We start from the raw sequence: 21150 nt of genomic DNA, 5'->3' as shown, positions 1-21150 counted from the left end.
TGGCTTTCGCGACATCCATGTCGCTCAACCTCTTCCACGACGATTCCGTTCGCCCTCCTGGGCGGGCTCTGCACGCGCCTGAACCCTAGGTAACCCAGAATTAGTGTGGAGTACTTGAATATGACGTCAGCCGTAGGGCGGACTCAGGAGCGCCAGCGAACAGTCCGCCGGGCCATGCCGAGTTCGGCACCACAACCTACGTCCCGTACTCCCTGCGCGAATGAAAGTTTTGGTTTAACTCCACGACCACATCGCAACTTCATAGCTACCAGAGCATGCCTGGCATACCTTGGAATGCCAGGTCGTTCAGGCGCGCGAATGGCCCCTTCAGGAGGGTGAGTGGAATCGTTGCGCAGAGGGGCGAGCCGCAGGGATGCGGCGAGAGGCGTAATGGGCCAGGGATGGCCCATGTACGCCGACCCTCGGAGCGACGATGGAGCGAACGAACCCCGGCGCAGCCGGGGCCGGATGGCGGGGCCAAGCCTTTTTGCCTTCTTTTGTGGCGTCTGACAAAAGAAGGTCGCCGGGGGCGAAACAGGAGACGTCAGCTAAACGCCAATAAGCAGCTTGAACACCGAAACAACCGAAACCAACACACAAACTTGCCAGTCCAGTATCAAGACTGACTTCCCCGTGAGCCGCACGAATAACCCATAAAAAACCCCGGCGCGAAGGCCGGGGTTCGGGACACAGCGACAGTGCTCAGAACTGCGCAGCATCCAGCAGATACAGCGACTCGCTACCCGCCTTGACCGACGCACTCAGCGAATGAATGCGCGGCAGCAGACGCGCAAAGAAGAAACGCGCGGTGCCCAGCTTGCTGGCGTAGAACTCATCCTGCCCTTCCTTGCCCAGCGCGGCACGCGCCATCAGCGCCCACATGTAGGCGTAGGCGGTGTAGCCGAAGACCTGCAGGTATTCGACCGAGGCCGCACCGATCTCGTTGGGGTTGTTCTTGGCCTGCTCCAGCACCCAGGTGGTCAGCCCGTCGAGGTTCTCCACGGCAGCCGCCAACGGCTGGGTGAACTCGGCCAGGGAAGCGTCAGCCGAGGCGACGAAGGCCTTGATCTCGTCGGCGAAGTGCTTGTAGAAGCTACCGCCGCTGCCGACGATCTTGCGCCCCATCAGATCCAGCGACTGAATGCCGTTGGTGCCTTCGTAGATCTGGGTGATACGGCAGTCGCGCACCAGCTGCTCCTGGCCCCACTCGCGGATGAAACCGTGGCCACCGAAGATCTGCTGGCCATGTACGGTGGTTTCCAGCGCCATGTCGGTGAGGAAGGCCTTGGCCACCGGGGTGAGCAGCGCCACCAGTTCGTCGGCGCGCTGGGCGGTGGCCTTGTCCTCGCTGTACTTGGCGGTATCGAGCTGCATGGCGACGTAGCTGGAGAAGGCACGACCACCCTCGTTGAGCGCCTTCATGGTCAGCAGCATGCGGCGCACGTCCGGATGCACGATGATCGGGTCGGCCGCCTTGTCCTTGGCCACCGGGCCGGTCGGCGCGCGGCTCTGGATGCGCTCGCGGGCGTATTCGATGGCGCTCTGGTAGCTACGCTCGCCGAGGGACAGGCCCTGAATGCCGACGCCCAGACGTTCGTAGTTCATCATGGTGAACATGGCCGCCAGGCCCTTGTTCACTTCGCCCACCAGGTAACCGGTGGCGCCGTCGAAGTTCATCACGCAGGTGGCCGAGGCCTTGATGCCCATCTTGTGTTCGATGGAGCCGCAACCGAGGGCGTTCTTCTCACCCAGCGAGCCGTCGGCATTGACCATGATCTTCGGCACCAGGAACAGCGAGATGCCTTTCGGGCCGGCCGGTGCGTCCGGCAGCTTGGCCAATACCAGGTGAATGATGTTCTCGGTCAGATCGTGCTCACCGCCGGTGATGAAGATCTTGGTGCCGCTGATCTTGTAACTGCCATCGGCCTGGGGTTCGGCCTTGGTACGAATGATGCCCAGGTCAGTGCCAGCGTGCGGCTCGGTCAGGCACATGGAGCCGGCCCATACGCCGGCATACATGTTCGGCAGGTATTGCGCCTTCAGTTCCTCGCTGGCGTGGTTGAGGATCGACAGGCAGGCGCCAGCGGTCAGCATCGGGTACAGGCCGAAGGACAGGCTAGCCGAGTTGACCATTTCCTCGACCTGGGCGCCGATCACCTTGGGCATGCCCATGCCGCCGAACTCCGGCGAACCACCGACACCGACCCAGCCGCCTTCGGCGTATGTGCGGTAGGCCTCGGGGAAGCCGGCCGGGGTCTTCACCACGCCGTTGTCCCAGGAACAGCCTTCCTCGTCGCCGCTGCGGTTCAGCGGGGCGATGCTGCCGGCAGTGACCTTGCCGGCCTCTTCGAGAATGGCATTGGCGGTGTCTTCGTCCACCACCTCGGCCAGGGCCGGCAGCTCGGCCCAGAGCTTGGAGACCTCGAATACTTCATTGAGCACGAAGCGCATGTCGCGCAGGGGGGCTTTGTAATCGGCCATGGCATATCCTCGGGAAACGGACTGACGACAGAAGGCCGAGCTTAATACAACAACTCGACAGACACATAGGGTCGTGTTGTGACCAGTGATCCAGCATCAGTATGCGTTTTGCCAGCACGGGAGAACGCCGCCCGATTCAGTCCCCGTCCACCACCACACGCACCGCGCCACGTCGCTGCGCGGCACTACGAATGCAGTTGCGCCCGGCCGCCTTGGCACTGTACAGGGCCTTGTCCGCCTCCTTGATCACCTCCTGCGGGCGGCGCTGCTGCGCCTGGCGCTCGGCCGCGCCCATGCTCACGGTCACCGAAACCTCGTTGGCACTCTTGCCGGTACGATGTTGCTTGCCCTGACGATCGTCGCGCGGCCGATTCTGCTTGTCACGCAACTGCATGCGGTACTGCTCGATGGCCAGACGCACCGCCTCCATGTGCGGCATGCACTGCTCCAGACTCTTGCCGGGAAAGAGCAAGGTGAACTCCTCGCCGCCATAACGATAGGCCTTGCCACCGCCGCCCACCTTGCGCAGCAGACTGGCGACCAGGCGCAGCACCTGATCGCCGACGTCATGGCCGTGGGTGTCGTTGAATTTCTTGAAATGATCGACGTCGACCATGACGATCACGTAGTCACGCCCCAGACGCTGCAGGCGCTCGTTGAGGGCACGGCGCCCGGGCAGGCCGGTGAGTTCGTCGCGAAAGGCCATCTGGTAGGCCTCGTGAGCCACGGCGGCGACCAGCACGAGCATCACCATGCTGCTCATCACCTGCAATGCATGGGGCAGGATAAACACCTGCGGCAGCATCCACAGCAGGCCGAGCAGCCCCACCAGTTGCGCGGCATGCAGCGGCCTGGGTAGACGCAGGTACTGCACCGACAGGGCGATGAAGGCGATCAGGAACATGCCATAGCTCAGTTGCGCCAGGCTCATCCAGCTACCGTGCAGCGCCGGCCAGTGCACCTGCACCAGCCAGTCGGCGATGCCCTGCGGATAGCGTCGCGCCAGGCCGAGCGCCACCGCGCCGACCGCCAGCAGCACCAGTGCCCGGGCGAACAGATCCTGCAGCAGGTGCGAGCGCTCCTGCCAGCAGCCATACAGGGCATAGAGCGCAGGCAGCAGCAGGCAGATCAGATGGAACACCAGCACCGCATCGCTGCGCACCTGACCATGCTCGCGGAAGTGATCGACCTGGATATCGAGCAGGAAGTAGCCGATATAGAGCAGCGCCAGCAGCACCACTTCGCGCTGCCGACCATAGACCATGCAGAAGGCGCCACCGAGCAGCAACAACAGGGTCGGCAACACGTTGAACAGGGAAATGAAGAACTCGTTGAGCACGGGCAGGCGCGCGGCCACCATGCCACCGAGCAGAAACGGCAACGACGAGACGAAATGGCTGAAGCGCAAGCGGGCCAGACGAATCACGGCGGCACCCGAGATGGAAGATACAAGCATTCTGCCTGCTTCCCAGGAGGAAAACAGCGACGGAATGCGACATTCCTAGCAGGCCGTTGAAAAACGTAAGCGAGGCAGGCAAGACAAGGCGCAACGACCAACGGGAGTAACAGCCAACGGCTGGCCCGAAGGGTGAGCGCTAGCGAATCAAACAGCCGAAAAAGCGGAGTTTACGTGCTGTAAATGAGCATTTTGAGGCTGTTTTTAACGCAGTATTGCCAACGCACGACTGCATGGATGCAGGAGGTAGAGCGACGCAGGAAGCCAAAGCCGAGGTAGTTTTTCAACAGCCTGCTAAGGCAGAAACGGGAACGCCGCCCAATGGGCGGCGCTCCTCTTGCAGCAGGCTGAAACTTAGAAGCCGAGCGCGAAGTGCTCTTCGTCCATGTCCATCAGGTTGCTGGCACCCGAAAGCATGGCTTCGACATGGGTGCGGGTACGCGGCAGGATGCGCGCGAAGTAGAAGCGCGCAGTCTGCAGCTTGGCCTGATAGAACGCGGCATCGCCTTCGCCGGCTGCCAGTTTCTCGGCGGCCACACGCGCCATGTCGGCCCAGAAGTAGGCCAGGCAGGCATAACCGGAGTACATCAGGTAATCCACCGAAGCGGCCCCGACTTCCTCGCGATCCTTCATCGCCGCCATGCCGATCTTCATGGTGACGTCGCCCCACTCCTTGTTCAGCTTGGCCAGCGGCTCGACGAATTCCTTGACGGCTTCGTTGCCTTCGTTGGCCTGGCAGAACTTGTGCACGATCTTGGTGAAGTTCTTCAGCGCGCCGCCCTGAGTCATCAGCACCTTGCGGCCCAGCAGGTCGAGCGCCTGAATGCCGGTGGTGCCTTCGTACATCATGGAGATGCGGCAGTCGCGCAGGTTCTGCTCCATGCCCCACTCGGCGATGAAGCCGTGGCCACCGTAGATCTGCATGCCGTGGGAGGCAGACTCGAAGCCCACTTCGGTCATGAAGGCCTTGGCGATCGGGGTGAGGAAGGCCAGCAGTTCGTCAGCGGCCTTCTTCTCTTCTTCGTTCTGGCTGTACTTGACCACGTCCACCTGCTTGGCGGTGAAGTAGACCATGGCGCGGTTGCCTTCGGCGAAGGCCTTCATGGTCAGCAGCATGCGGCGCACGTCGGGGTGCACGATGATCGGGTCAGCCGCCTTGTCCGGCGCTTTCGGGCCGGTCAGCGAACGCATCTGCAGACGCTCGCGTGCGTACTTGATGCCACCCTGGAAACCGGCTTCGGCATGGGCCAGGCCTTGCAGCGCGGTGCCCAGGCGAGCGGTGTTCATGAAGGTGAACATGCAGTTCAGGCCCTTGTTGGCCGGGCCGATGAGGAAGCCGGTGGCGCCATCGAAGTTCATCACGCAGGTGGCGTTGCCGTGAATGCCCATCTTGTGCTCGATGGAGCCACAGGCCACGGCGTTGCGCTCACCCACGCCGCCTTCGGCATTGGGCAGGAACTTGGGCACGATGAACAGGGAGATACCCTTGGTACCGGCCGGTGCATCGGGCAGGCGCGCCAGCACGATGTGCACGATGTTCTCGGCCATGTCGTGCTCACCCGCGGAAATGAAGATCTTGGTACCGCTGACCTTGTAGGTGCCGTCGGCCTGAGGTTCGGCCTTGGTGCGCAGCATGCCCAGGTCGGTGCCGCAATGCGGCTCGGTCAGGCACATGGTGCCGGTCCACTCGCCGGACACCAGCTTGGTCAGGTAGGTGTGCTTCTGCTCGTCGGTGCCATGGGATTCGATGGTGTTCATCGCACCATGGGACAGACCGGGGTACATGCCCCAGGCCCAGTTGGCGGTGCCGACCATCTCGCTGACGGCCAGGCCGAGGGATTCCGGCAGGCCCTGGCCACCGTGCTCGACGCTGTGCGCCAGGCTCGGCCAGCCACCTTCGACGAACTGCTGATAGGCTTCCTTGAAGCCGGTCGGGGTCTTCACGCCGGACTCGCTCCAGGTGCAGCCTTCGGTGTCACCCACGCGGTTCAGCGGAGCCAGTACCTGCTCGCAGAACTTGGCGCCCTCTTCGAGGATGGCGTCGACCATGTCCGGGGTGGCGTCCTGACAACCTGGCAGGCTCTGATAGTGAGCTTCATAGCCCAGCAGCTCGTCACGAACGAAACGAATGTCACGCAAGGGGGCCTTGTAGTCAGGCATAACGGTAAACCTCTGCGATGGAGTCAGTTGTCAGGATGACCGGATTCTCGGTCTCTGCGGGATCGCTCCCGGCTGCCTAGCCACAGAAAGCGGGCCGGCAATCAAACAGGCGTTTGAAACATACGTTTAGGGCTCCCCCTTTGTCAAGCGCTGGCATTCGGCCGGTCAGGCGACCTGATCGATACGCGATACCACCGTCTGCTCGGCGCCGATACGCCGGTATAGCTCAAGACTAGGCGCTGCCGTGGAGGGCTGCTGGGAATCGCCGCTGGCGGGCTTCTCGCCATCCGCCGCCGGCTCCTTGCCCTGCTGCGTTTCGTCGCTGGCTTCGGTGGCTTCTTCGCGACGCTGTTGTGCCAATTCCACGCGCGCCTGGGCCGCCTGAGCCTGGGCCATGGCGGCAACGCTCAGATCCTGGGCGGAAGGTTCGGCCGGGGCCAGCGCAGCACGCCGGACGATTTCCATTTTCTGCAGGGTCGCTGCGGGATCGTTGGGCACCGGGCTGACGTCGATGCTGACTTCACCGGATATCGCATAACGCTGGCCATCGGGCCCACGCTTGAAGTCGTACGTGGGGGCACCGGCGTATTGCCCACCCACGGCAGCGTGCGCCTGCTCGTGCGCACGCACCTCGCGGTCACGGCGGCTCAGTTGGGAGATTTCGGCTTGTTCCTGGCGCAGTTGCTGCTCGCGCCTGGCGGACTGCCCATCTGTAGGGGACTGATCGGCCTCTTCGCGGGGCGAAGCGGCATTATCGGCCTGCGCCTCCTGCGTCGGCGCGGCCGGAGCCAGATCGGAACGGGCGAGATCGGGAGTGGCGTCGGAAGGAAGCGGCCGTGCCGCTGAGGCTAACGGCTGGGCGGGGATATAGGCGGTACTGCTGGCAATCTGCATCTGCGCCTGCCTTCCCGCATGACAGCCAACGAGCGGGGCACGAGGCCGCCGCCGTCAGGCGCGGGTATCGATCAGGGTGCCCAACGCCTCGTCGGCGGTCTTGACCACCTTGGAGTTGGCACGGACTTCGTTTTCGGCAACGCGCAGCGAGACCAGGCTTTCGGTCAGATCGGGGCTGGTCGGCTCGGCGCTCTGCCGGGTCGGATTGACCTGATTCTGCGCAGGGTTCGGGTTCGCCGGCTGGGCAGCGGGCAGGCTGTTGCCGGCAATTTCGACGGCGGCTTGCTCAGCGCGGCGCTGACCGGACTGAATGCCACTGAGGCCGGAACTGAATGCGCTAGAAGAAATTTCCATATGAGCGCCCTCGCGGGGTTGGAAGCTGATGAGCTGTATTGAAGCAGAAACTGCCTAAAAAATGTACAGAGAAATGGCTATGGTCGCGTTACCGCTTATTACGATAGCGACAGGCCATCAAGGCACAGGTGCTCAGCCACCGCTGCCGGCGTGGGTTGCGCCAGCCAGGGCACCTGCCCCAGACAGGGGGCTAGCAGGCGTTCGCCCAGGGTCGCGAGGTTGTCCGCAAGGCGCGAGGTATCAGGATCGACGATATTGGCCACCCAACCCGCCAGATGCAGGCCGTCACGGGCGATGGCCTCGGCACTGAGCACCGCGTGGTTGATGCAACCGAGGCGCACGCCCACCACCAGAATCACCGGCAGGTTCAAGGCCACGGGCAGATCGGACAGGGTCTGCTGCCCGGCCAGCGGCACGCGCCAGCCACCTGCGCCTTCCACCAGGGTGAAATCCGCGTCACGGTCGAGCACGGCCTGCACCGCCTTTTGCAGCGTGGTGACATCCAGCAACACACCGGCTTCGCGCGCCGCCAGATGCGGGGCGATGGCCGGGGCGAAGGCCAGCGGGTTGACCTCCTCGTAACGCAGCGCCAGCGAGCACTCACCGAGCAAGGTCAGGGCGTCGTCGTTGCGCAGCCCCTGCACCGTCATCACGCAGCCGGAGGCCACCGGCTTGGCCGCTGCGGTACTCAGGCCGCGCAGGCGCGCGGCATGCAGCAAGCCGGCGGCGATGGTGGTCTTGCCGATCTCGGTGTCGGTGCCGGTGACGAAATAGGCACGGGGCATGGGGGACTCTCGCAGGCTGGGTCAGTGGGGTTTGCGCAGGACGCCATAGACCACCTGGTAGGTGACCGGCAGGCCGTCTGTCTCGCGATAACGCTCGTAGGCCGCCAGCAGCGCGGCGATGCGTGCGCGGCCGGTGAGGCCATCCGGGCGGCCGGGGTTGAGGTTGTGCGCGCCGATGTCCTTGAGCGAACGGGTCAGGCTGCGCAAATCGGCAAAATGCAGGCGCTGGGCCTGGCGTTGCAGGCTCAGCACCTGCAGCTCGCTGGCTGCGCACAGACGCTGGTAATCCTCGAAGTGTCGGAAACGATTGACGTGGACGAAGCCATCGACCGCCTGCCAACTGTCGCGCAACTCCTGCAGGGTACCGACGCACAGGCTGGAAAAGGCCAGCACACCACCTGGCTGCAAGACCCGCGCGGCCTCCTGCAGCACCAGGGCGAAGTCGGCGCACCATTGCAGCGCCAGGCTGGAGAACAGCAGGTCGAGGCAGGCGTCCTGCAAGGGCAGCGCCTCGGCATCGCCAGCGATGAAATGCGTAGCGCCCCCCTGGGGCCTGGCGTGGCGCAACATACCTTCGGCGATATCCAGGGCCAGGCCTTCGGTGCCGTCGAAGCGCGCGGCCAAGGCCCGGGTGAAATGGCCGGTGCCGCTGCCCAGATCCAGCCAACGCCTTGGCTGCACATCCGTCGGCAAGCGCGCCAGCAACTCGCCACCGACACGGCGCTGCAATTCGGCGACGGCATCGTAGCTGGCCGCCGCCCGGGAGAAGGACGCCGCTACCTGGCGTTTGTCCGGCAGCAACCCGGGCGGAGCTTCCTGAGATTCAGGCAGCCGGTGCGCAGGGCGCACCCTACAGGTCGCCATCGGCAGCCTCGCGGATGAAGTCGAGCATCAGGGCGGCGACGCTGGCAGCCTGCTCCAGCACGAAGGCATGGCTGCAACCTTCCAGCACGTCCACCTCGCCAGCCGGCAGCAGCGCCAACAAGGCTTCGCCGGCTGCCGCCGGCACCAGGGCATCCTGCTCGGCCAGCAGGTGCAGTTGCGGCCCGGAGTAGCTCGCCAGAGCGCTGCGATTATCCAGCCGGGCCAGTACTTCGAGCCCGGCGAGCAGGTGCTCGTCTGCGTTGCTCTGCAGATGAGCCTGCAACTGCCGGGACAGGCCACGCGCATCGGCAGCACCCTGAGCACAGAGCATGGCGAAGCGCTTGAGCGTGGCAGCGGGGTTGGCTTCACAGCCCTGTTGGAACACGGCATGAGTCTCCGCGAGCATGGCCGTAGGCCAGGCCTCGCTGGCCACAAAACAGGCATTGCTAGCCAGGCCGATCAACCCGCGACAGCGCGCACCACGGCGCGCCGCCAGGGCACTGGCAAGCATGCCGCCCAGCGACCAGCCGGCCAGCCAGCAATCGCTGGGCAACCGCGCATCCAGCTCATCGAGCCAGGCGCCGGGGTCTGCGGTGGTCAGCCTTGGCAATGGCGCAATCGCCACCTGCAGGGTATCGCCCAGGGCTTCGGCCAAGGGTTGTAGCAGCGCGCCGTCCAGGCCCCAGCCTGGCAACAGGATCACTCGTTCAGTCATCGGGGCTCACCAGCGGCCAGCACTCGGCCAAGGCTTCCAGCAGCCGTTCGAGCTGCGCCTCGCTGTGCGCGGCGGACAGGGTGACACGCAGCCGCGCGCTGCCCGTCGGCACGGTGGGCGGGCGGATGGCACCCACCAGCAGGCCACGATCCTTGAGCAGAGCGGAGAGCTGCAACGCACGGGCGCTGTCGCCCACCAGAATCGGCTGGATCGGCGTGAAGCTGTCCATCAGGCTCAGGCCGATTTCCGCAGCGCCCTGACGAAAGCGCGTGATCAGGCGCTGCAGGTGTTCCCGACGCCAGCTTTCGCTGCGCAGCAGCTCCAGACTCTTCAGGGTGGCGCAGGCCACCGCCGGTGGCTGGCTGGTGGTGTAGATATAGGGCCGGGCGAACTGGATCAGGGTCTCGATCAGTTCCTCGCTGCCAGCGACGAAAGCCCCGGCCGTACCGAAGGCCTTGCCCAAGGTGCCGACCAGCACCTGCACATCGTCCTGACCCAGGCCGAAGTGCTCGACGATACCGCCGCCCGTGGCGCCCAGCGGGCCGAAGCCATGGGCATCGTCGACCATCAGCCAGGCCTGGCGGGCACGCGCCTCGGCGCACAGAGCCGGCAGATCGGCCAGATCGCCGTCCATGCTGAACACCCCATCGGTCACCACCAGGCAGTTGCCGCTGGCCTTGCGCAGACGATTGGCCAGGCTGACCGCATCATTGTGCAGATAACGCGAGAAGCGCGCGCCGGACAGCAGCCCCGCGTCGAGCAGCGAGGCGTGGTTGAGACGATCCTCCAGCACGCTGTCACCCTGCCCCACCAACGCGGTGACGGCAGCCAGGTTGGCCATGTAGCCGGTAGAAAACAGCAGCGCACGCGGGCGCCCGGTGAACGCAGCCAGCGCCTCTTCCAGCTCATGGTGCGGCGTGCTGTGGCCGATCACCAGGTGCGAGGCACCGCCGCCAACACCCCATTTCTCCGCACCCTGCTGCAGCGCGCGAGTCACTTCGGGGTGGTTGGCCAGGCCAAGATAATCGTTGGAACAAAAGGCCAGCAGCGGCCGACCGTCGACCCGCACCTGCGGCCCCTGCGGGCTGTCCAGCAAGGGTCGTTGGCGAAACAGATCAGCAGCCTGGCGTTCGGCGAGGCGAGCAGCAAGATCAAAGCTCATGCACGGTTTCCGTAGGAGCGAGCGTCGCGAGCGAAAATACAGGACAAGGTGTCATTCGCGAGCAGAGCTCGCTCCTACATAAAAGGAATCAGGCCGAGGCCGCGTTGTAGAAAAGTTGCGAATCGCGCTGCTCGACCAGCGCCTGCTCGATGGCGGCCTGGTGCACCTCGTCGGCGTGCTCCTCGCGCTCCTCTGGCTTGATGCCGAGGCGCTTGAACAGGGCCATGTCCTTGTCCGCCTGGGGATTGCCGGTGGTCAGCAGCTTCTCGCCGTAGAAGATCGAGTTGGCGCCGGCCATGAAGGCCAGGGCCTGCATCTGCTCGTTCATCTGCTCGCGGCCAGCAGAGAGGCGCACGTGGGATTTCGGCATCATGATGCGCGCCACGGCCAGTGTACGGATGAAGTCGAAAGGGTCGACGTCCTTCTCCTCGGCCAATGGCGTGCCCTTGACCTTGACCAGCATGTTGATCGGCACCGACTCAGGGTGCTCCGGCAGGTTGGCCAACTGGATCAAGAGGCCTGCGCGGTCGTCCAGCGACTCGCCCATGCCGAGAATGCCGCCGGAGCAGATCTTCATCCCCGCCTCGCGCACGTAGGCCAGGGTCTGCAGGCGCTCGCCATAGGTGCGGGTGGTGATGATGTTGCCGTAGAACTCCGGCGAGGTGTCGAGGTTGTGGTTGTAGTAGTCCAGGCCCGCTTCGGCCAGCGCCTGGGTCTGCTCCTGGTCGAGGCGCCCTAGGGTCATGCAGGTTTCCAGGCCGAGCTTCTTCACGCCCTTGACCATCTCCAGCACGTAGGGCATGTCCTTGGCCGACGGATGCTTCCACGCCGCGCCCATGCAGAAGCGCGTGGAGCCGATGGCCTTGGCCTCGGCGGCCGCCTCCAGCACCTTCTGCACTTCCATCAGTTTTTCCTTGTCCAGGCCGGTGTTGTAGTGGCCGGACTGTGGGCAGTACTTGCAGTCTTCCGGGCAGGCGCCGGTCTTGATCGACAGCAGGGTGGAAACCTGCACGCGGTTGGGGTCGAAGTGCTCACGATGCACGCTCTGCGCCTGGAACAGCAGGTCGTTGAACGGTTGCTCGAACAGCGCCCGCACTTCGGCGAGCGTCCAGTCGTGGCGGGTGGTGGTGGCGGTTGCGCTCATCAGCGAAGTCCCTCGACGCTTGCTTGCGTCTGTTGTCGGGCCCATGGGGGCATTCAGGCTGAGGCCATCATAGAAAGCCTTGGAACGCTGTCAACCACTAAAAAGACACAGGTTTACACATGAGCAAAAAATAACCACAGAACTTCCCTGATGGCCCAAGGCCCAATGATCAACGCAGAACAGGAAGCATGACATGCAGGTAGAAGGTTTCTTCGAGGGACTGGGCGAGGCGCTCGGCCGGATCATCCGCTTCGTCGTCGACATGCTCTCCGGCGCGCTGAGCGCCGTGGCCGATGCCATCGACGACTTCCTCCATGGACTGGCCAACGCCATCGGCATGGACAGCTCGATCTTCAGCATCCTCCTGCTGATCATTGGTCTCTTGTTCCTCTACAACGGCGTGCGCGCCCTGCTCAGGCGCTCCATCATCGGCGGGGTGATCTGGCTGTTGCTGGGGCTGATGGTGATGGGTTGGCTGATTCGCTGATGTGCGACTAGGCTCAGGACTCCGCTGCAAGGACGCGCGAACATGCCCCTGCTACCACTGCCCGCCTGGCTGAAGGTGCGCCGTCACTGCCAGTTGTGCGACGAAGCCACGGATCATCCGCACCACGGCATCTGCACTGCCTGCGAAGCCGAGCTGCCCTGGCTCGGCAGTCACTGCCAGGTATGCGCACTGCCCTTGCCCGCTCAGGGCATGATCTGCGGCGCCTGCCAGAAAAAGCCACCCGCCTTCGCCCGTGTCGAGGCGCCCTGGCGCTACGCCTTCCCGGTGGACAACCTGATCACCCGCTTCAAGCATCAGGGGCAATGGCCCTTCGGCCGCCTGCTCGGCGAGCTGCTGGCCGAACACCTGCAGCATGCCTACGACGAAGGCCTGCCTCGGCCACAGGCGCTGCTAGCCGTGCCCCTGGCGCGCAAACGTGAGCGCCAGCGCGGCTTCAACCAGGCGCGCATGCTCGCCGACTGGCTGAGCCGCGCCTTGCAGATTCCCGCGCACGACGACTGGCTGCTGCGCACGCAGGACACACCCGCCCAACAGGGCCTGGACGCCGCCACGCGCAAGCGCAACCTGCGCCAGGCCTTCCAGGTGGTCGACGCCACAAAGATCGCAGGGCAACATCTGGCCCTGGTCGACGACGTGCTGACCACCGGCGCTACCGCCAATACCCTCGCCCGCCTGTTGCTGCGCGCAGGCGCCGCGCGGGTGGATGTCTACTGCCTGGCGCGCACGCCGCCACCCGGGGACTGAACCAGACTTGGCGATTGGGTATGCTTGTCGCCCCACCTTTGCCGACCCCACCCGCCATGCCGCAGCTCGACCCTCTCGCGCAGATGCTCAACCGCCGCCCGCAGCGCCTGGCCCTGCTGGAACAGATCGCCACGCAAGGCTCGATCACCCGCGCCGCCAAGGCCGCCGGGCTGAGCTACAAGGCCGCCTGGGATGCCATCGACGAGCTGAACAACCTGGCCGACCAGCCGCTGGTCAGCCGCAGCGTCGGCGGCAAGGGCGGCGGCGGTGCCAGCCTGACTCCCGCCGGCGCCCGGCTGCTGGCGCTGCACCAGCGGGTGCAGGCCCTGCAGGCGCAGTTGCTGTTGGCCGCCGAGGATGATGCCGACCTGCAACTGCTGGGGCGCCTGATGCTGCGCACCAGCGCGCGCAACCAACTGGCCGGGCGAGTACGCGGCATCGAGGCGCAGGGGCATAACCAGCTTATCGACATCGAACTGCCTGGCGGCCTGAGCCTGCGCGCACAGATCACCCGCGACAGCACGGAGCGCCTGCAACTGCTGATCGGCAGCAGCGTGGTGGCGCTGATCAAGGCTGGCTGGCTGGAACTGCAGCCTGTCTCGCCAGTTACTGCGGATGCCGACAACTGCCTGGAGGGACTGATCGAGCAGATCCTGCCGGCCAGCGACGGCCCCAGCGAAGTGCGCATCGCCTTGCCCAATGGCCAGACCCTCTGCGCTCAGGCCGATGCCGAGCGCTTGCAGCGCCTGGGGCTCACAGTTGGCACACAGGTAAGCGCACAGTTCGCCGCCAGCCAGGTGCTGCTGGGCACGCAGTTGTAGCCCGGATGCAATCCGGGAAGCGCCCCGCACAATTGACACCGGACTGGCAAGTTTGTGTGTTGGCTCGTGTTGGTTCGTTGGGTGTTTTGGACGCCGCTTCGGCGTTTGCTGGGGCTTCTTGTTTCGCCCCCTCGGGCGACTGACTTTTCTTTGAAATGCGCAAAGAAAAGTAAGCAAAAGAAACGCACCCCCGCCATCCGGGTCTCGCTTCGCTCGACTTCCCTCACTCCGGCACTGCTCCGGGGTCGGCGTACATGGGCCATCCCTGGCCCATCACGCCTCTCGCGGCATCCATGCCGCTCGCCCCCTGCGCAGTGCCTACGTTCGGCCTCCTGAAGGGGGCATTTGCGCGCCTGAACGAACAGGTATGCCAGGTTAGTCCTGAGTGCTCTGAGAGCTGTGAAGTCGCGATGTGGCCGTCGAATTAAACCAATAGTTTCATTCACGTAGTTTCATGCGTTTGGATAGCTTGCCGGCTTTAAGCCGGCATTCTGGTCAGCCCTAAGGCTGACCTAATGCTCAACCACTCCCAGCTAGACCTGAGTTACCTAAGGTTCAGGCGCGTGCAGAGCCCGCCCAGGAGGGCGAACGGAATCGTCGTGGAAGAGGTTGAGCGACATGGATGTCGCGAGAGCCGCGATGGGCCAGGGATGGCCCACCGCGGCGGGCCTCTGGAGCGATGATGGAGTGAGCGAACCCTCGCGTAGCGAGGGCCGGATGAAAGGGCGGAGGTTTTGGTTACTTTTGCCCCAAAAGTGACTCGCCCGGGAGGGCGAAACCAAAACTTTCAACAAAAACGCGGCAATTCGGAACAAGCAACAAGCAACAAGCAACAAGCAACAAGCAACAAGCACTCACACAAACTTGCCATCCCGGTGTCAACCAGGCATCGCCCATAAAATAGGATGAACCCTAATTTTCCGCGAAGCGAACCCGTGCCCCTGCCAAGCCGCTAGACTGTGCAGCCATGCCCTAGGAGCCCGCCATGAGCCATCCCTTCGCCACCCTCACCCCGGATCTGGTGCTCGATGCCGTGGAGAGCCTCGGCTATCTGAGCGATGCCCGCGTGCTGGCACTGAACAGCTACGAAAACCGCGTCTATCAGGTGGGCATCGAAGGGGAAACGCCGCTGATCGCCAAGTTCTACCGCCCGGATCGCTGGAGCGATGCGGCGATTCGTGAAGAGCATGCCTTCAGCCAGGAACTGACCGAGCACGAAGTGCCAGTGGTGGCGCCCCTGGCGCGCGATGGCGAGACGCTGTTCGCGCATGGCGGCTTTCGTTTCGCCCTGTTCCCGCGCCGTGGCGGGCGCGCGCCCGAGCCGGGCAACCTGGATCAGCTCTATCGCCTCGGCCAACTACTCGGGCGCATGCATGCCATCGGTGCCAGCCGCCCCTTCGTCCATCGCGAAACCCTGGGTGTGGACAACTTCGGTCACGCCGCTCTGGCCTCGCTGCTCGATGGCGGTTTCGTGCCCAAGAGCCTGCTGCCGGCCTACTCCTCGGTGGCGCGCGATCTGCTGGCGCGCCTCGATCAGCTTTTCGCCGACGTGCGCTACCAGCCCATTCGCCTGCACGGTGACTGCCACCCTGGCAACCTGCTGTGCCGCGACGACGCCTTCCATATGGTCGACCTCGACGACTGCCGCATGGGCCCGGCGGTACAGGACTTGTGGATGATGCTGGCCGGCGAGCGCCATGAACGCCTCGGCCAGCTCGCCGAACTGGTGGACGGCTATCAGGAGTTCCACGATTTCGCCGCCCGCGAGCTACCGCTGATCGAAGGCCTGCGCGCCCTGCGCCTGATGCATCACAGCGCCTGGATCGCCAAGCGCTGGGATGATCCGGCCTTCCCTCTGGCCTTCCCCTGGTTCGCCGGCGAACGCTATTGGGGCGACCAGATCCTCGCCTTGCGCGAGCAGTTGGCGGCGCTGGACGAGGAGCCGCTGCGGCTGTTCTAGCGCTGGGCGCTCAGAGCGACATGGCGTGCTGCCGACGCCGCCGGCTGACCAACTGGCTCTGCAGTTCGACCAGGCTATCGATGCCCTGGCGCCGCGCCTTGCTGAACAGCATCAGGGCCAGTTCGGCGGTGACCAGCGCATCGGCGCTGGCATGGTGACGCTGCTGCACCTGCAGGCCGAAGGCATCGACCCAGGCGTCCAGGCCGCGGAGCTGCGACGCGTTGTCGGGGCACAGCAGCGGCGCGATCTCGGCGACGTCGAAGAAGTGATGCTGCAGGCGATAGTCCAGGCTCTGCTTGAGCGCGCGGGCCAGCATGCGCTGGTCGAACCCGGCGTGAAACGCCAGCAGCGGGCTGTCGCCGACGAACTCCATGAACTCCAGCAGCGCCTGCGCCGGATCGACGCCACGCGCCACCTCGCTGGGGGCGATGCCATGGATCAGGGTGCTGACGCTGGCCTGGTGATTCGGCCGGCACAGGGTGCACTCGAACTGCTCGGCGAAGTCGATGGCGCCGTTGTCGATCACCACCGCGCCGATGGCTAGCACCAGGTCACGGCGCAGGTTCAGGCCGGTGGTTTCCAGATCGAGGACGACGAAGCGCTGCTGATGCAGCGGGCGCTCGTCCAGCGGTGCCGGCAGCGCCAAAGCCTGGCGCCGCTCAATTTGCTGCTGGGTCAGGGCCGGGCCACGGCCACTGAACCAGGTGAACCTGCTCATAGCTGATACCTCATGCTCAGGCTGCTCTGCAGGCGCTGCGCCTGGCGAAAGGACTCGCGCAGGATGCGCCGATCCAGCAGATTGAGGCTGTCGGGGTCGAGACGGTTGGAATATGGCAACTCATCGCGCGCCTGCAATTGGTGCTGCTGCATGCGCGTCTGCTGGATGAAATGATAGGCCTCCTCGAAGGCTGCGCCGTCCTGTGCTTCGATCACCCCACGGCTGACCAGGGCACGCAGACGCTCCAGCGTACCCACGGCGCCGATGCCATTGGCCAGCGCCAGCAGCCGCGCACCGTCGACGAAGGGCGTCAGGCCCTGCACCTTGAGGTCGAGGGTATCCTTGTCGGCGCCCGAGCGGGCCACCACGAAGTCGCGGAATCGTCCCACGGGCGGGCGCTGGCGCAGGGCGTTCTCGGCCAGCATGCGCTGGAACAGGCTGTTGCCGGCGACCCGTTCAAGCAGCTCGCTGCGCAGTTGCTCGCAGCCCTCGACCGGCCCCCAGACGCTGCGCAGGTCGAAGTAGATCGACGAGCGCAAAAGGTTTTCCGGCGTGGCCTCGCTGACGAAACGGGCGAAGCGCCGCGACCACTCCTGGCGTGACAGGCACAGCTCGGGGTTGCCGGCCATGATGTTGCCCTTGCACAGGGTGAAACCGCATTGCGCCAGACGCTGGTTGATCTCGGCAGCCAGAGGCAGCAGGCGCCCGCGAATGGCGGCGGCTTCGGCAGCATCGGCGGCCTCGAAGAGAATGCCGTTGTCCTGGTCGGTGTGCAGGGTCTGTTCGCGACGACCTTCGCTGCCGAAGCACAGCCAGGTGAAAGGCACGCCGGGGTCGCCCAATTCTTCGAGAGTCAGCTCGATCACCCGGCACACGGTGTGGTCGTTGAGCAGGGTGACGATATGGGTGATCTGCGTCGAGCTGGCGCCGTGGGCGAGCATGCGATCGACCAGCAGGCGGATATCGCTGCGCAGCCCGGCCAGGGTCTCGATCTTGCCGGCATGGCGGATGGTGCGTGCCAGGTGCACCAGATCGACCCGTTGCAGGCTGAACAGGTCGCGCTCGGAGATCACCCCACAGAGCTGCCCGTTCTCCACCAGGCAGACGTGGGCGATATGCCGTTCAGTCATGGCGATGGCGGCGTCGAAGGCGCTGGCATCGGGGGGTAGATGGAAAGGCTCGGCGGTCATCAGCGCGCTGATCGGCTGTGCCAGGTCGACGCCGTCGGCCACCACCCGACGCAGGTCACGCAGGGTGAAGATGCCCTGCGGGCGGCGCTGTGGGTCGAGAATGACGATGCTGCCGACATGCTGTTCGTGCATCAGCCGCACGGCATCGCGCACTGAGGTATCCGGGGCGCAGCCGACGGGTTGGCGCATGGCCAGCTCGCCCAGGCGGGTGTCCAGCGAATATTGCGCGCCGAGGGTTTCCACGGCACGCAACTGCACCTGCTGGTTGACCTGATCGAGCAGGCTGCTGACGCCGCGCAGGGCGAAGTCGCGCAACGGGTTGGAAATGGCGAACAGCTTGACGAAGGCGTGCTTGGCCAGCAGCAGGCAGAAGGTGTCTTCGGCGGCCAGGTGTTCGGTGCGCGTGGCCCGCTCGCCGATCAGCGCGGCCAGGGGGAAGCACTCGCCGGCGGTGATCTCGAAGGTGGTCTCGGTGCCGCGCCGAGCCGAGTGTGGACGCTCGCCATGCACGCGGCCCTGCTTGACGATATAGAAGTGCTCGACCGGGCCATCGCTGGGCTTGATGATCGAATCACCTTCGGCATAGAAGCGCAGTTGGCAATGCTCAACCAGAAACGCCAGGTGCGCAGTGTCCATCTGGTTGAAGGGCGGAAACTTCTGCAGGAACTCCATGGTGCCGTGGATGTTCTGCAGCACCGCCGTCCTGCCCGCCTGGGCGAGCGTGTCCGCTTTGCTCATGGCGCGGTCTCGTGATCTTGTTTGCCTGCATTGTGCCCGTTGTCCGGGCAATTGCCCATTGCACCTAAGTCGCAGCGGTCGGCAGGATGATATGGCGGCATTCTTGACGAAATTTTGACGTGCGCTCGGACAGACTGGATACACCCTCGTCTTTCCTGAAGAGCACGTCAATTCCATGCAGTCATCCGCCCCCGCAGTCCGTGAGACGGCCCCGGTCAGTGTTGCCAGCCATCTGGCATTCATCTTCGGCAGCGCGTTGTGCATGCTGCTGCTATTCGCCCTGGCCCGAGTCGGCCTGCTGGCCTACAACCACGCGATGATCGGGCAGACACCGCTGGCTAGCTTCGTCGAGGCCTTCTGCAACGGCGCACGCTTCGACCTGCGTCTGATCGTCTATCTCTGCCTGCCGCTGACGCTATCGCTGTTCAGCGTGCGGGCCATGGCCGCGCGGCACTTGCACGTGATCTGGCTGACCGTCGCCACCAGCCTGTGCCTGTTCCTGGCAGTGGCGGAGCTGAACTTCTACCGCGAGTTTCACCAGCGCCTGAACAGCCTGGTGTTCCAGTACATGCAGGAAGACCTCGGCACCGTGTCGAGCATGATCTGGAACGGCTTTCCGGTGCTGCGCCTGCTGCTCGCCTGGGCAGTGGCCACGGCCCTGCTGGCCTGGCTGTTTCGCCGCATCGAACGTGCCACACGGGCGCAAAGCAACGCTCAGACGCCACGCTGGCCGGCACGCACGGCGGTGTTCGTGGTGCTCCTGCTGGTCTGCGTGGTGGCCGCCCGCGGCACCTTGCGTTCCGGCCCGCCACTGCGCTGGGGCGATGCCTATACCACCGAGTCGATGTTCGCCAACCACCTCGGCCTCAACGGCACCCTGACTCTGGTGAGCGCCGCCAGTTACTTCTTCTCCGACCAGGGCGACAACCGCTGGAAGGCGACGCTACCTGAAGCCGATGCGCTGCAAACGACGCGCAAGCTGCTGCTGACGCCGAACGACCGGCTGATCGATGCCGACCAGGCGGCGATCCGTCGCGTCACCACGCCGCCTGCCGCTGGCCGCCTGCCACAGGTGCGCAATGTGGTGGTGATCCTCATGGAGAGCATGGCGGGCCGCTATATCGGCGCCATGGGCAATGCCGACGGCATCACCCCGAACTTCGACGCCCTGGCCAAGCAAGGCTTGCTGTTCCAGCACTTCTTCTCCAATGGCACCCATACCCACCAGGGCATGTTCGCCACCATGGCCTGCTTCCCCAACCTGCCGGGGTTCGAGTACCTGATGCGCATGCCCGAGGGCGGCCACCAGTTCTCCGGGCTGCCGCAGCAGCTCAGCGTTCGTGGTTACGATGACGTCTACGTTTATAACGGCAGTTTCGCCTGGGACAACCAGTCGGGCTTCTTCGCCAACCAGGGCATGCGCAACTTCGTCGGTCGTGAGGACTTCGTCGACCCGGTGTTCATCGACCCGACCTGGGGCGTATCCGACCAGGACATGTTCGACCGCGCAGCCGACGAGCTGGCCAGCCTGGACAAGAAAGGCAAGCCCTTCTATGCCCTGCTGCAGACCCTGTCCAACCACACGCCTTATGCCCTGCCGGACAACCTGCCAGTGGAGCGCGTCACCGGCCATGGCTCGCTGGACGAGCACCTGACCGCCATGCGCTACGCCGACTGGGCGTTGGGCCAGTTCTTCGCCAAGGCGCGCCAGGAGCCGTACTTCAAGGACACCCTGTTCGTGATTCTGGGCGACCACGGCTTCGGCAACGACGAACAGATCACCGAGATGGACCTGTCGCGCTTCAGCATTCCGCTGCTGCTGATCGGCCCTGGTGTGCAGGAAACCTTCGGCAGCAGCCGAGACACCGTCGGCAGCCAGATCGACGTGGTGCCGACCATCATGGGCCGCCTGGGCGAGCCGACGCAGCAGCAATGCTGGGGGCGTGACCTGCTCAGCCTTCCTGAAGGCGATGCCGGTGTGGCGGTGATCAAACCGTCGGGCAGCGACCCGACCGTGGCATTGGTCAGTGGCGAGCACATCCTGGTCAAGCCGCGTGATCGCGAGGCACATCTGTACCGCTACTGGCTGGGGCGTGAGGCCGGTGGCAAGGTGGTCGATGAGCCGCAACTGCGTAGTGAGATGGAGCACAAGCTTTCGGCGCTCGAGCAGACGGCTACCGATAGCCTGATCAATAACACCACGGGTGCTCATGCGAAGCAGGTGCCGGGTAATCGGTGAGGGGTGGTTTTGGGTATCAGAAGAGGTTCTTCGGAATCTCTCTGATAGTGGGCTGGAAAAATTGTGTTTTGGCTTGCCTTGGTGTCCTTGCCGCCGCTCCGGTGTTTTCAGGTATTACGGGTTTCGCCCCTCGGCGACTGACTTTTCTTTGAAATGCGCAAAGAAAAGTAAGCAAAAGAAACGCACCCCCGCCATCCGGGTCTCGCTTCGCTCGACT

17 protein-coding genes are annotated in these 21150 nt (G+C 64.5%); 5 read left to right on the top strand and 12 right to left on the bottom strand.

Annotation, left to right across the window (positions count from 1 at the left end):
* Window positions 1–702: 702 nt before the first annotated feature.
* The 10 genes from ACSVIK_RS07620 to bioB form a co-directional block, all read right to left on the bottom strand.
* The gene (locus ACSVIK_RS07620) at window positions 703–2481 is read right to left on the bottom strand and encodes an acyl-CoA dehydrogenase C-terminal domain-containing protein (RefSeq protein ID WP_442443746.1); all 1779 of its coding nucleotides are present in this window, start codon (window positions 2479–2481) and stop codon (window positions 703–705) included.
* 136 nt (window positions 2482–2617) lie between these two features.
* On the bottom strand, window positions 2618–3907 hold the full coding sequence (locus ACSVIK_RS07615; protein ID WP_442443876.1) for a GGDEF domain-containing protein: 1290 nt from the start codon (window positions 3905–3907) through the stop codon (window positions 2618–2620).
* Window positions 3908–4291: 384 nt separating this feature from the next.
* Window positions 4292–6097 (bottom strand): phenylacyl-CoA dehydrogenase, encoded by a 1806-nt coding sequence (locus ACSVIK_RS07610; protein WP_442443745.1) that lies wholly within the window; start codon window positions 6095–6097, stop codon window positions 4292–4294.
* Between the two features lie 165 nt (window positions 6098–6262).
* Entirely contained in the window at window positions 6263–6991 is a 729-nt protein-coding gene (locus tag ACSVIK_RS07605) for a putative metalloprotease CJM1_0395 family protein (RefSeq protein WP_442443744.1), read from the bottom strand.
* Window positions 6992–7045: 54 nt separating this feature from the next.
* Window positions 7046–7345, bottom strand: coding sequence for a hypothetical protein (locus tag ACSVIK_RS07600; protein ID WP_442443743.1), 300 nt, complete (start codon window positions 7343–7345; stop codon window positions 7046–7048).
* 98 nt (window positions 7346–7443) lie between these two features.
* Entirely contained in the window at window positions 7444–8130 is a 687-nt protein-coding gene (gene bioD, locus ACSVIK_RS07595; protein WP_442443742.1) for a dethiobiotin synthase, read from the bottom strand.
* A 21-nt stretch (window positions 8131–8151) separates the two neighbouring features.
* The gene (gene bioC / locus ACSVIK_RS07590; protein WP_442443741.1) at window positions 8152–8994 is read right to left on the bottom strand and encodes a malonyl-ACP O-methyltransferase BioC; all 843 of its coding nucleotides are present in this window, start codon (window positions 8992–8994) and stop codon (window positions 8152–8154) included.
* The gene (locus ACSVIK_RS07585) at window positions 8981–9709 is read right to left on the bottom strand and encodes an alpha/beta fold hydrolase (RefSeq protein ID WP_442443740.1); all 729 of its coding nucleotides are present in this window, start codon (window positions 9707–9709) and stop codon (window positions 8981–8983) included. Before ACSVIK_RS07585 ends, bioC begins: the two co-directional genes overlap by 14 nt.
* Window positions 9702–10871 carry an 8-amino-7-oxononanoate synthase gene (gene bioF / locus ACSVIK_RS07580; protein ID WP_442443739.1) on the bottom strand — a complete coding sequence of 390 codons (1170 nt, stop codon included), beginning with the start codon at window positions 10869–10871 and terminating at the stop codon, window positions 9702–9704. The genes ACSVIK_RS07585 and bioF overlap by 8 nt, the downstream gene beginning before the upstream one ends.
* 88 nt (window positions 10872–10959) lie before the next feature.
* Entirely contained in the window at window positions 10960–12015 is a 1056-nt protein-coding gene (gene bioB, locus ACSVIK_RS07575) for a biotin synthase BioB (RefSeq protein WP_442443738.1), read from the bottom strand.
* A gap of 193 nt (window positions 12016–12208) precedes the next feature.
* On the opposite strand from bioB, the gene ACSVIK_RS07570 reads away from it, so the two are divergent.
* From ACSVIK_RS07570 to ACSVIK_RS07555, 4 genes are all read left to right on the top strand, one after another.
* A complete protein-coding gene (locus tag ACSVIK_RS07570; protein WP_442443737.1) occupies window positions 12209–12502 on the top strand; it encodes a hypothetical protein in 294 nt (97 codons plus the stop codon).
* 42 nt (window positions 12503–12544) lie between these two features.
* The gene (locus ACSVIK_RS07565; protein WP_442443736.1) at window positions 12545–13267 is read left to right on the top strand and encodes a ComF family protein; all 723 of its coding nucleotides are present in this window, start codon (window positions 12545–12547) and stop codon (window positions 13265–13267) included.
* A 56-nt stretch (window positions 13268–13323) separates the two neighbouring features.
* The gene (locus ACSVIK_RS07560) at window positions 13324–14088 is read left to right on the top strand and encodes a TOBE domain-containing protein (RefSeq protein ID WP_442443875.1); all 765 of its coding nucleotides are present in this window, start codon (window positions 13324–13326) and stop codon (window positions 14086–14088) included.
* 985 nt (window positions 14089–15073) lie between these two features.
* Window positions 15074–16048 carry a serine/threonine protein kinase gene (locus ACSVIK_RS07555; protein ID WP_442443735.1) on the top strand — a complete coding sequence of 325 codons (975 nt, stop codon included), beginning with the start codon at window positions 15074–15076 and terminating at the stop codon, window positions 16046–16048.
* Window positions 16049–16058: 10 nt separating this feature from the next.
* On the opposite strand, the gene ACSVIK_RS07550 is transcribed toward ACSVIK_RS07555, so the two are convergent.
* Both ACSVIK_RS07550 and ACSVIK_RS07545 read right to left on the bottom strand, forming a co-directional pair.
* Complete coding sequence (locus tag ACSVIK_RS07550) at window positions 16059–16766, bottom strand: 3'-5' exonuclease (protein ID WP_442443734.1); 708 nt, start codon at window positions 16764–16766, stop codon at window positions 16059–16061.
* Window positions 16763–18694: a putative nucleotidyltransferase substrate binding domain-containing protein gene (locus ACSVIK_RS07545; RefSeq protein ID WP_442443733.1), complete on the bottom strand. Its 1932-nt coding sequence runs from the start codon at window positions 18692–18694 to the stop codon at window positions 16763–16765. The genes ACSVIK_RS07550 and ACSVIK_RS07545 overlap by 4 nt, the downstream gene beginning before the upstream one ends.
* A gap of 175 nt (window positions 18695–18869) precedes the next feature.
* Between ACSVIK_RS07545 and ACSVIK_RS07540 the strand changes: the two genes are divergently transcribed.
* Window positions 18870–20933, top strand: a complete 2064-nt coding sequence (locus ACSVIK_RS07540; RefSeq protein WP_442443732.1) for an LTA synthase family protein — start codon at window positions 18870–18872, stop codon at window positions 20931–20933.
* Window positions 20934–21150 lie beyond the last annotated feature (217 nt).

It is taken from the genome of Pseudomonas sp. NCHU5216 (assembly GCF_052156495.1).
GTDB lineage: Bacteria > Pseudomonadota > Gammaproteobacteria > Pseudomonadales > Pseudomonadaceae > Aquipseudomonas.
The sequence above is the reverse complement of the archived record's forward strand: the minus strand, read 5'-3'. Positions and strand labels throughout refer to the sequence as shown.

Coding starts and splice junctions, on each gene's coding strand:
- ACSVIK_RS07620 (WP_442443746.1), bottom strand. CDS start 2,481: ATGGCCGATTACAAAGCCCCCCTGCGCGACATGCGCTTCGTGCTCAAT.
- ACSVIK_RS07610 (WP_442443745.1), bottom strand. CDS start 6,097: ATGCCTGACTACAAGGCCCCCTTGCGTGACATTCGTTTCGTTCGTGAC.
- ACSVIK_RS07605 (WP_442443744.1), bottom strand. CDS start 6,991: ATGCAGATTGCCAGCAGTACCGCCTATATCCCCGCCCAGCCGTTAGCC.
- ACSVIK_RS07600 (WP_442443743.1), bottom strand. CDS start 7,345: ATGGAAATTTCTTCTAGCGCATTCAGTTCCGGCCTCAGTGGCATTCAG.
- bioD (WP_442443742.1), bottom strand. CDS start 8,130: ATGCCCCGTGCCTATTTCGTCACCGGCACCGACACCGAGATCGGCAAG.
- bioC (WP_442443741.1), bottom strand. CDS start 8,994: ATGGCGACCTGTAGGGTGCGCCCTGCGCACCGGCTGCCTGAATCTCAG.
- ACSVIK_RS07585 (WP_442443740.1), bottom strand. CDS start 9,709: ATGACTGAACGAGTGATCCTGTTGCCAGGCTGGGGCCTGGACGGCGCG.
- bioF (WP_442443739.1), bottom strand. CDS start 10,871: ATGAGCTTTGATCTTGCTGCTCGCCTCGCCGAACGCCAGGCTGCTGAT.
- bioB (WP_442443738.1), bottom strand. CDS start 12,015: ATGAGCGCAACCGCCACCACCACCCGCCACGACTGGACGCTCGCCGAA.
- ACSVIK_RS07570 (WP_442443737.1), top strand. CDS start 12,209: ATGCAGGTAGAAGGTTTCTTCGAGGGACTGGGCGAGGCGCTCGGCCGG.
- ACSVIK_RS07565 (WP_442443736.1), top strand. CDS start 12,545: ATGCCCCTGCTACCACTGCCCGCCTGGCTGAAGGTGCGCCGTCACTGC.
- ACSVIK_RS07560 (WP_442443875.1), top strand. CDS start 13,324: ATGCCGCAGCTCGACCCTCTCGCGCAGATGCTCAACCGCCGCCCGCAG.
- ACSVIK_RS07555 (WP_442443735.1), top strand. CDS start 15,074: ATGAGCCATCCCTTCGCCACCCTCACCCCGGATCTGGTGCTCGATGCC.
- ACSVIK_RS07550 (WP_442443734.1), bottom strand. CDS start 16,766: ATGAGCAGGTTCACCTGGTTCAGTGGCCGTGGCCCGGCCCTGACCCAG.
- ACSVIK_RS07545 (WP_442443733.1), bottom strand. CDS start 18,694: ATGAGCAAAGCGGACACGCTCGCCCAGGCGGGCAGGACGGCGGTGCTG.
- ACSVIK_RS07540 (WP_442443732.1), top strand. CDS start 18,870: ATGCAGTCATCCGCCCCCGCAGTCCGTGAGACGGCCCCGGTCAGTGTT.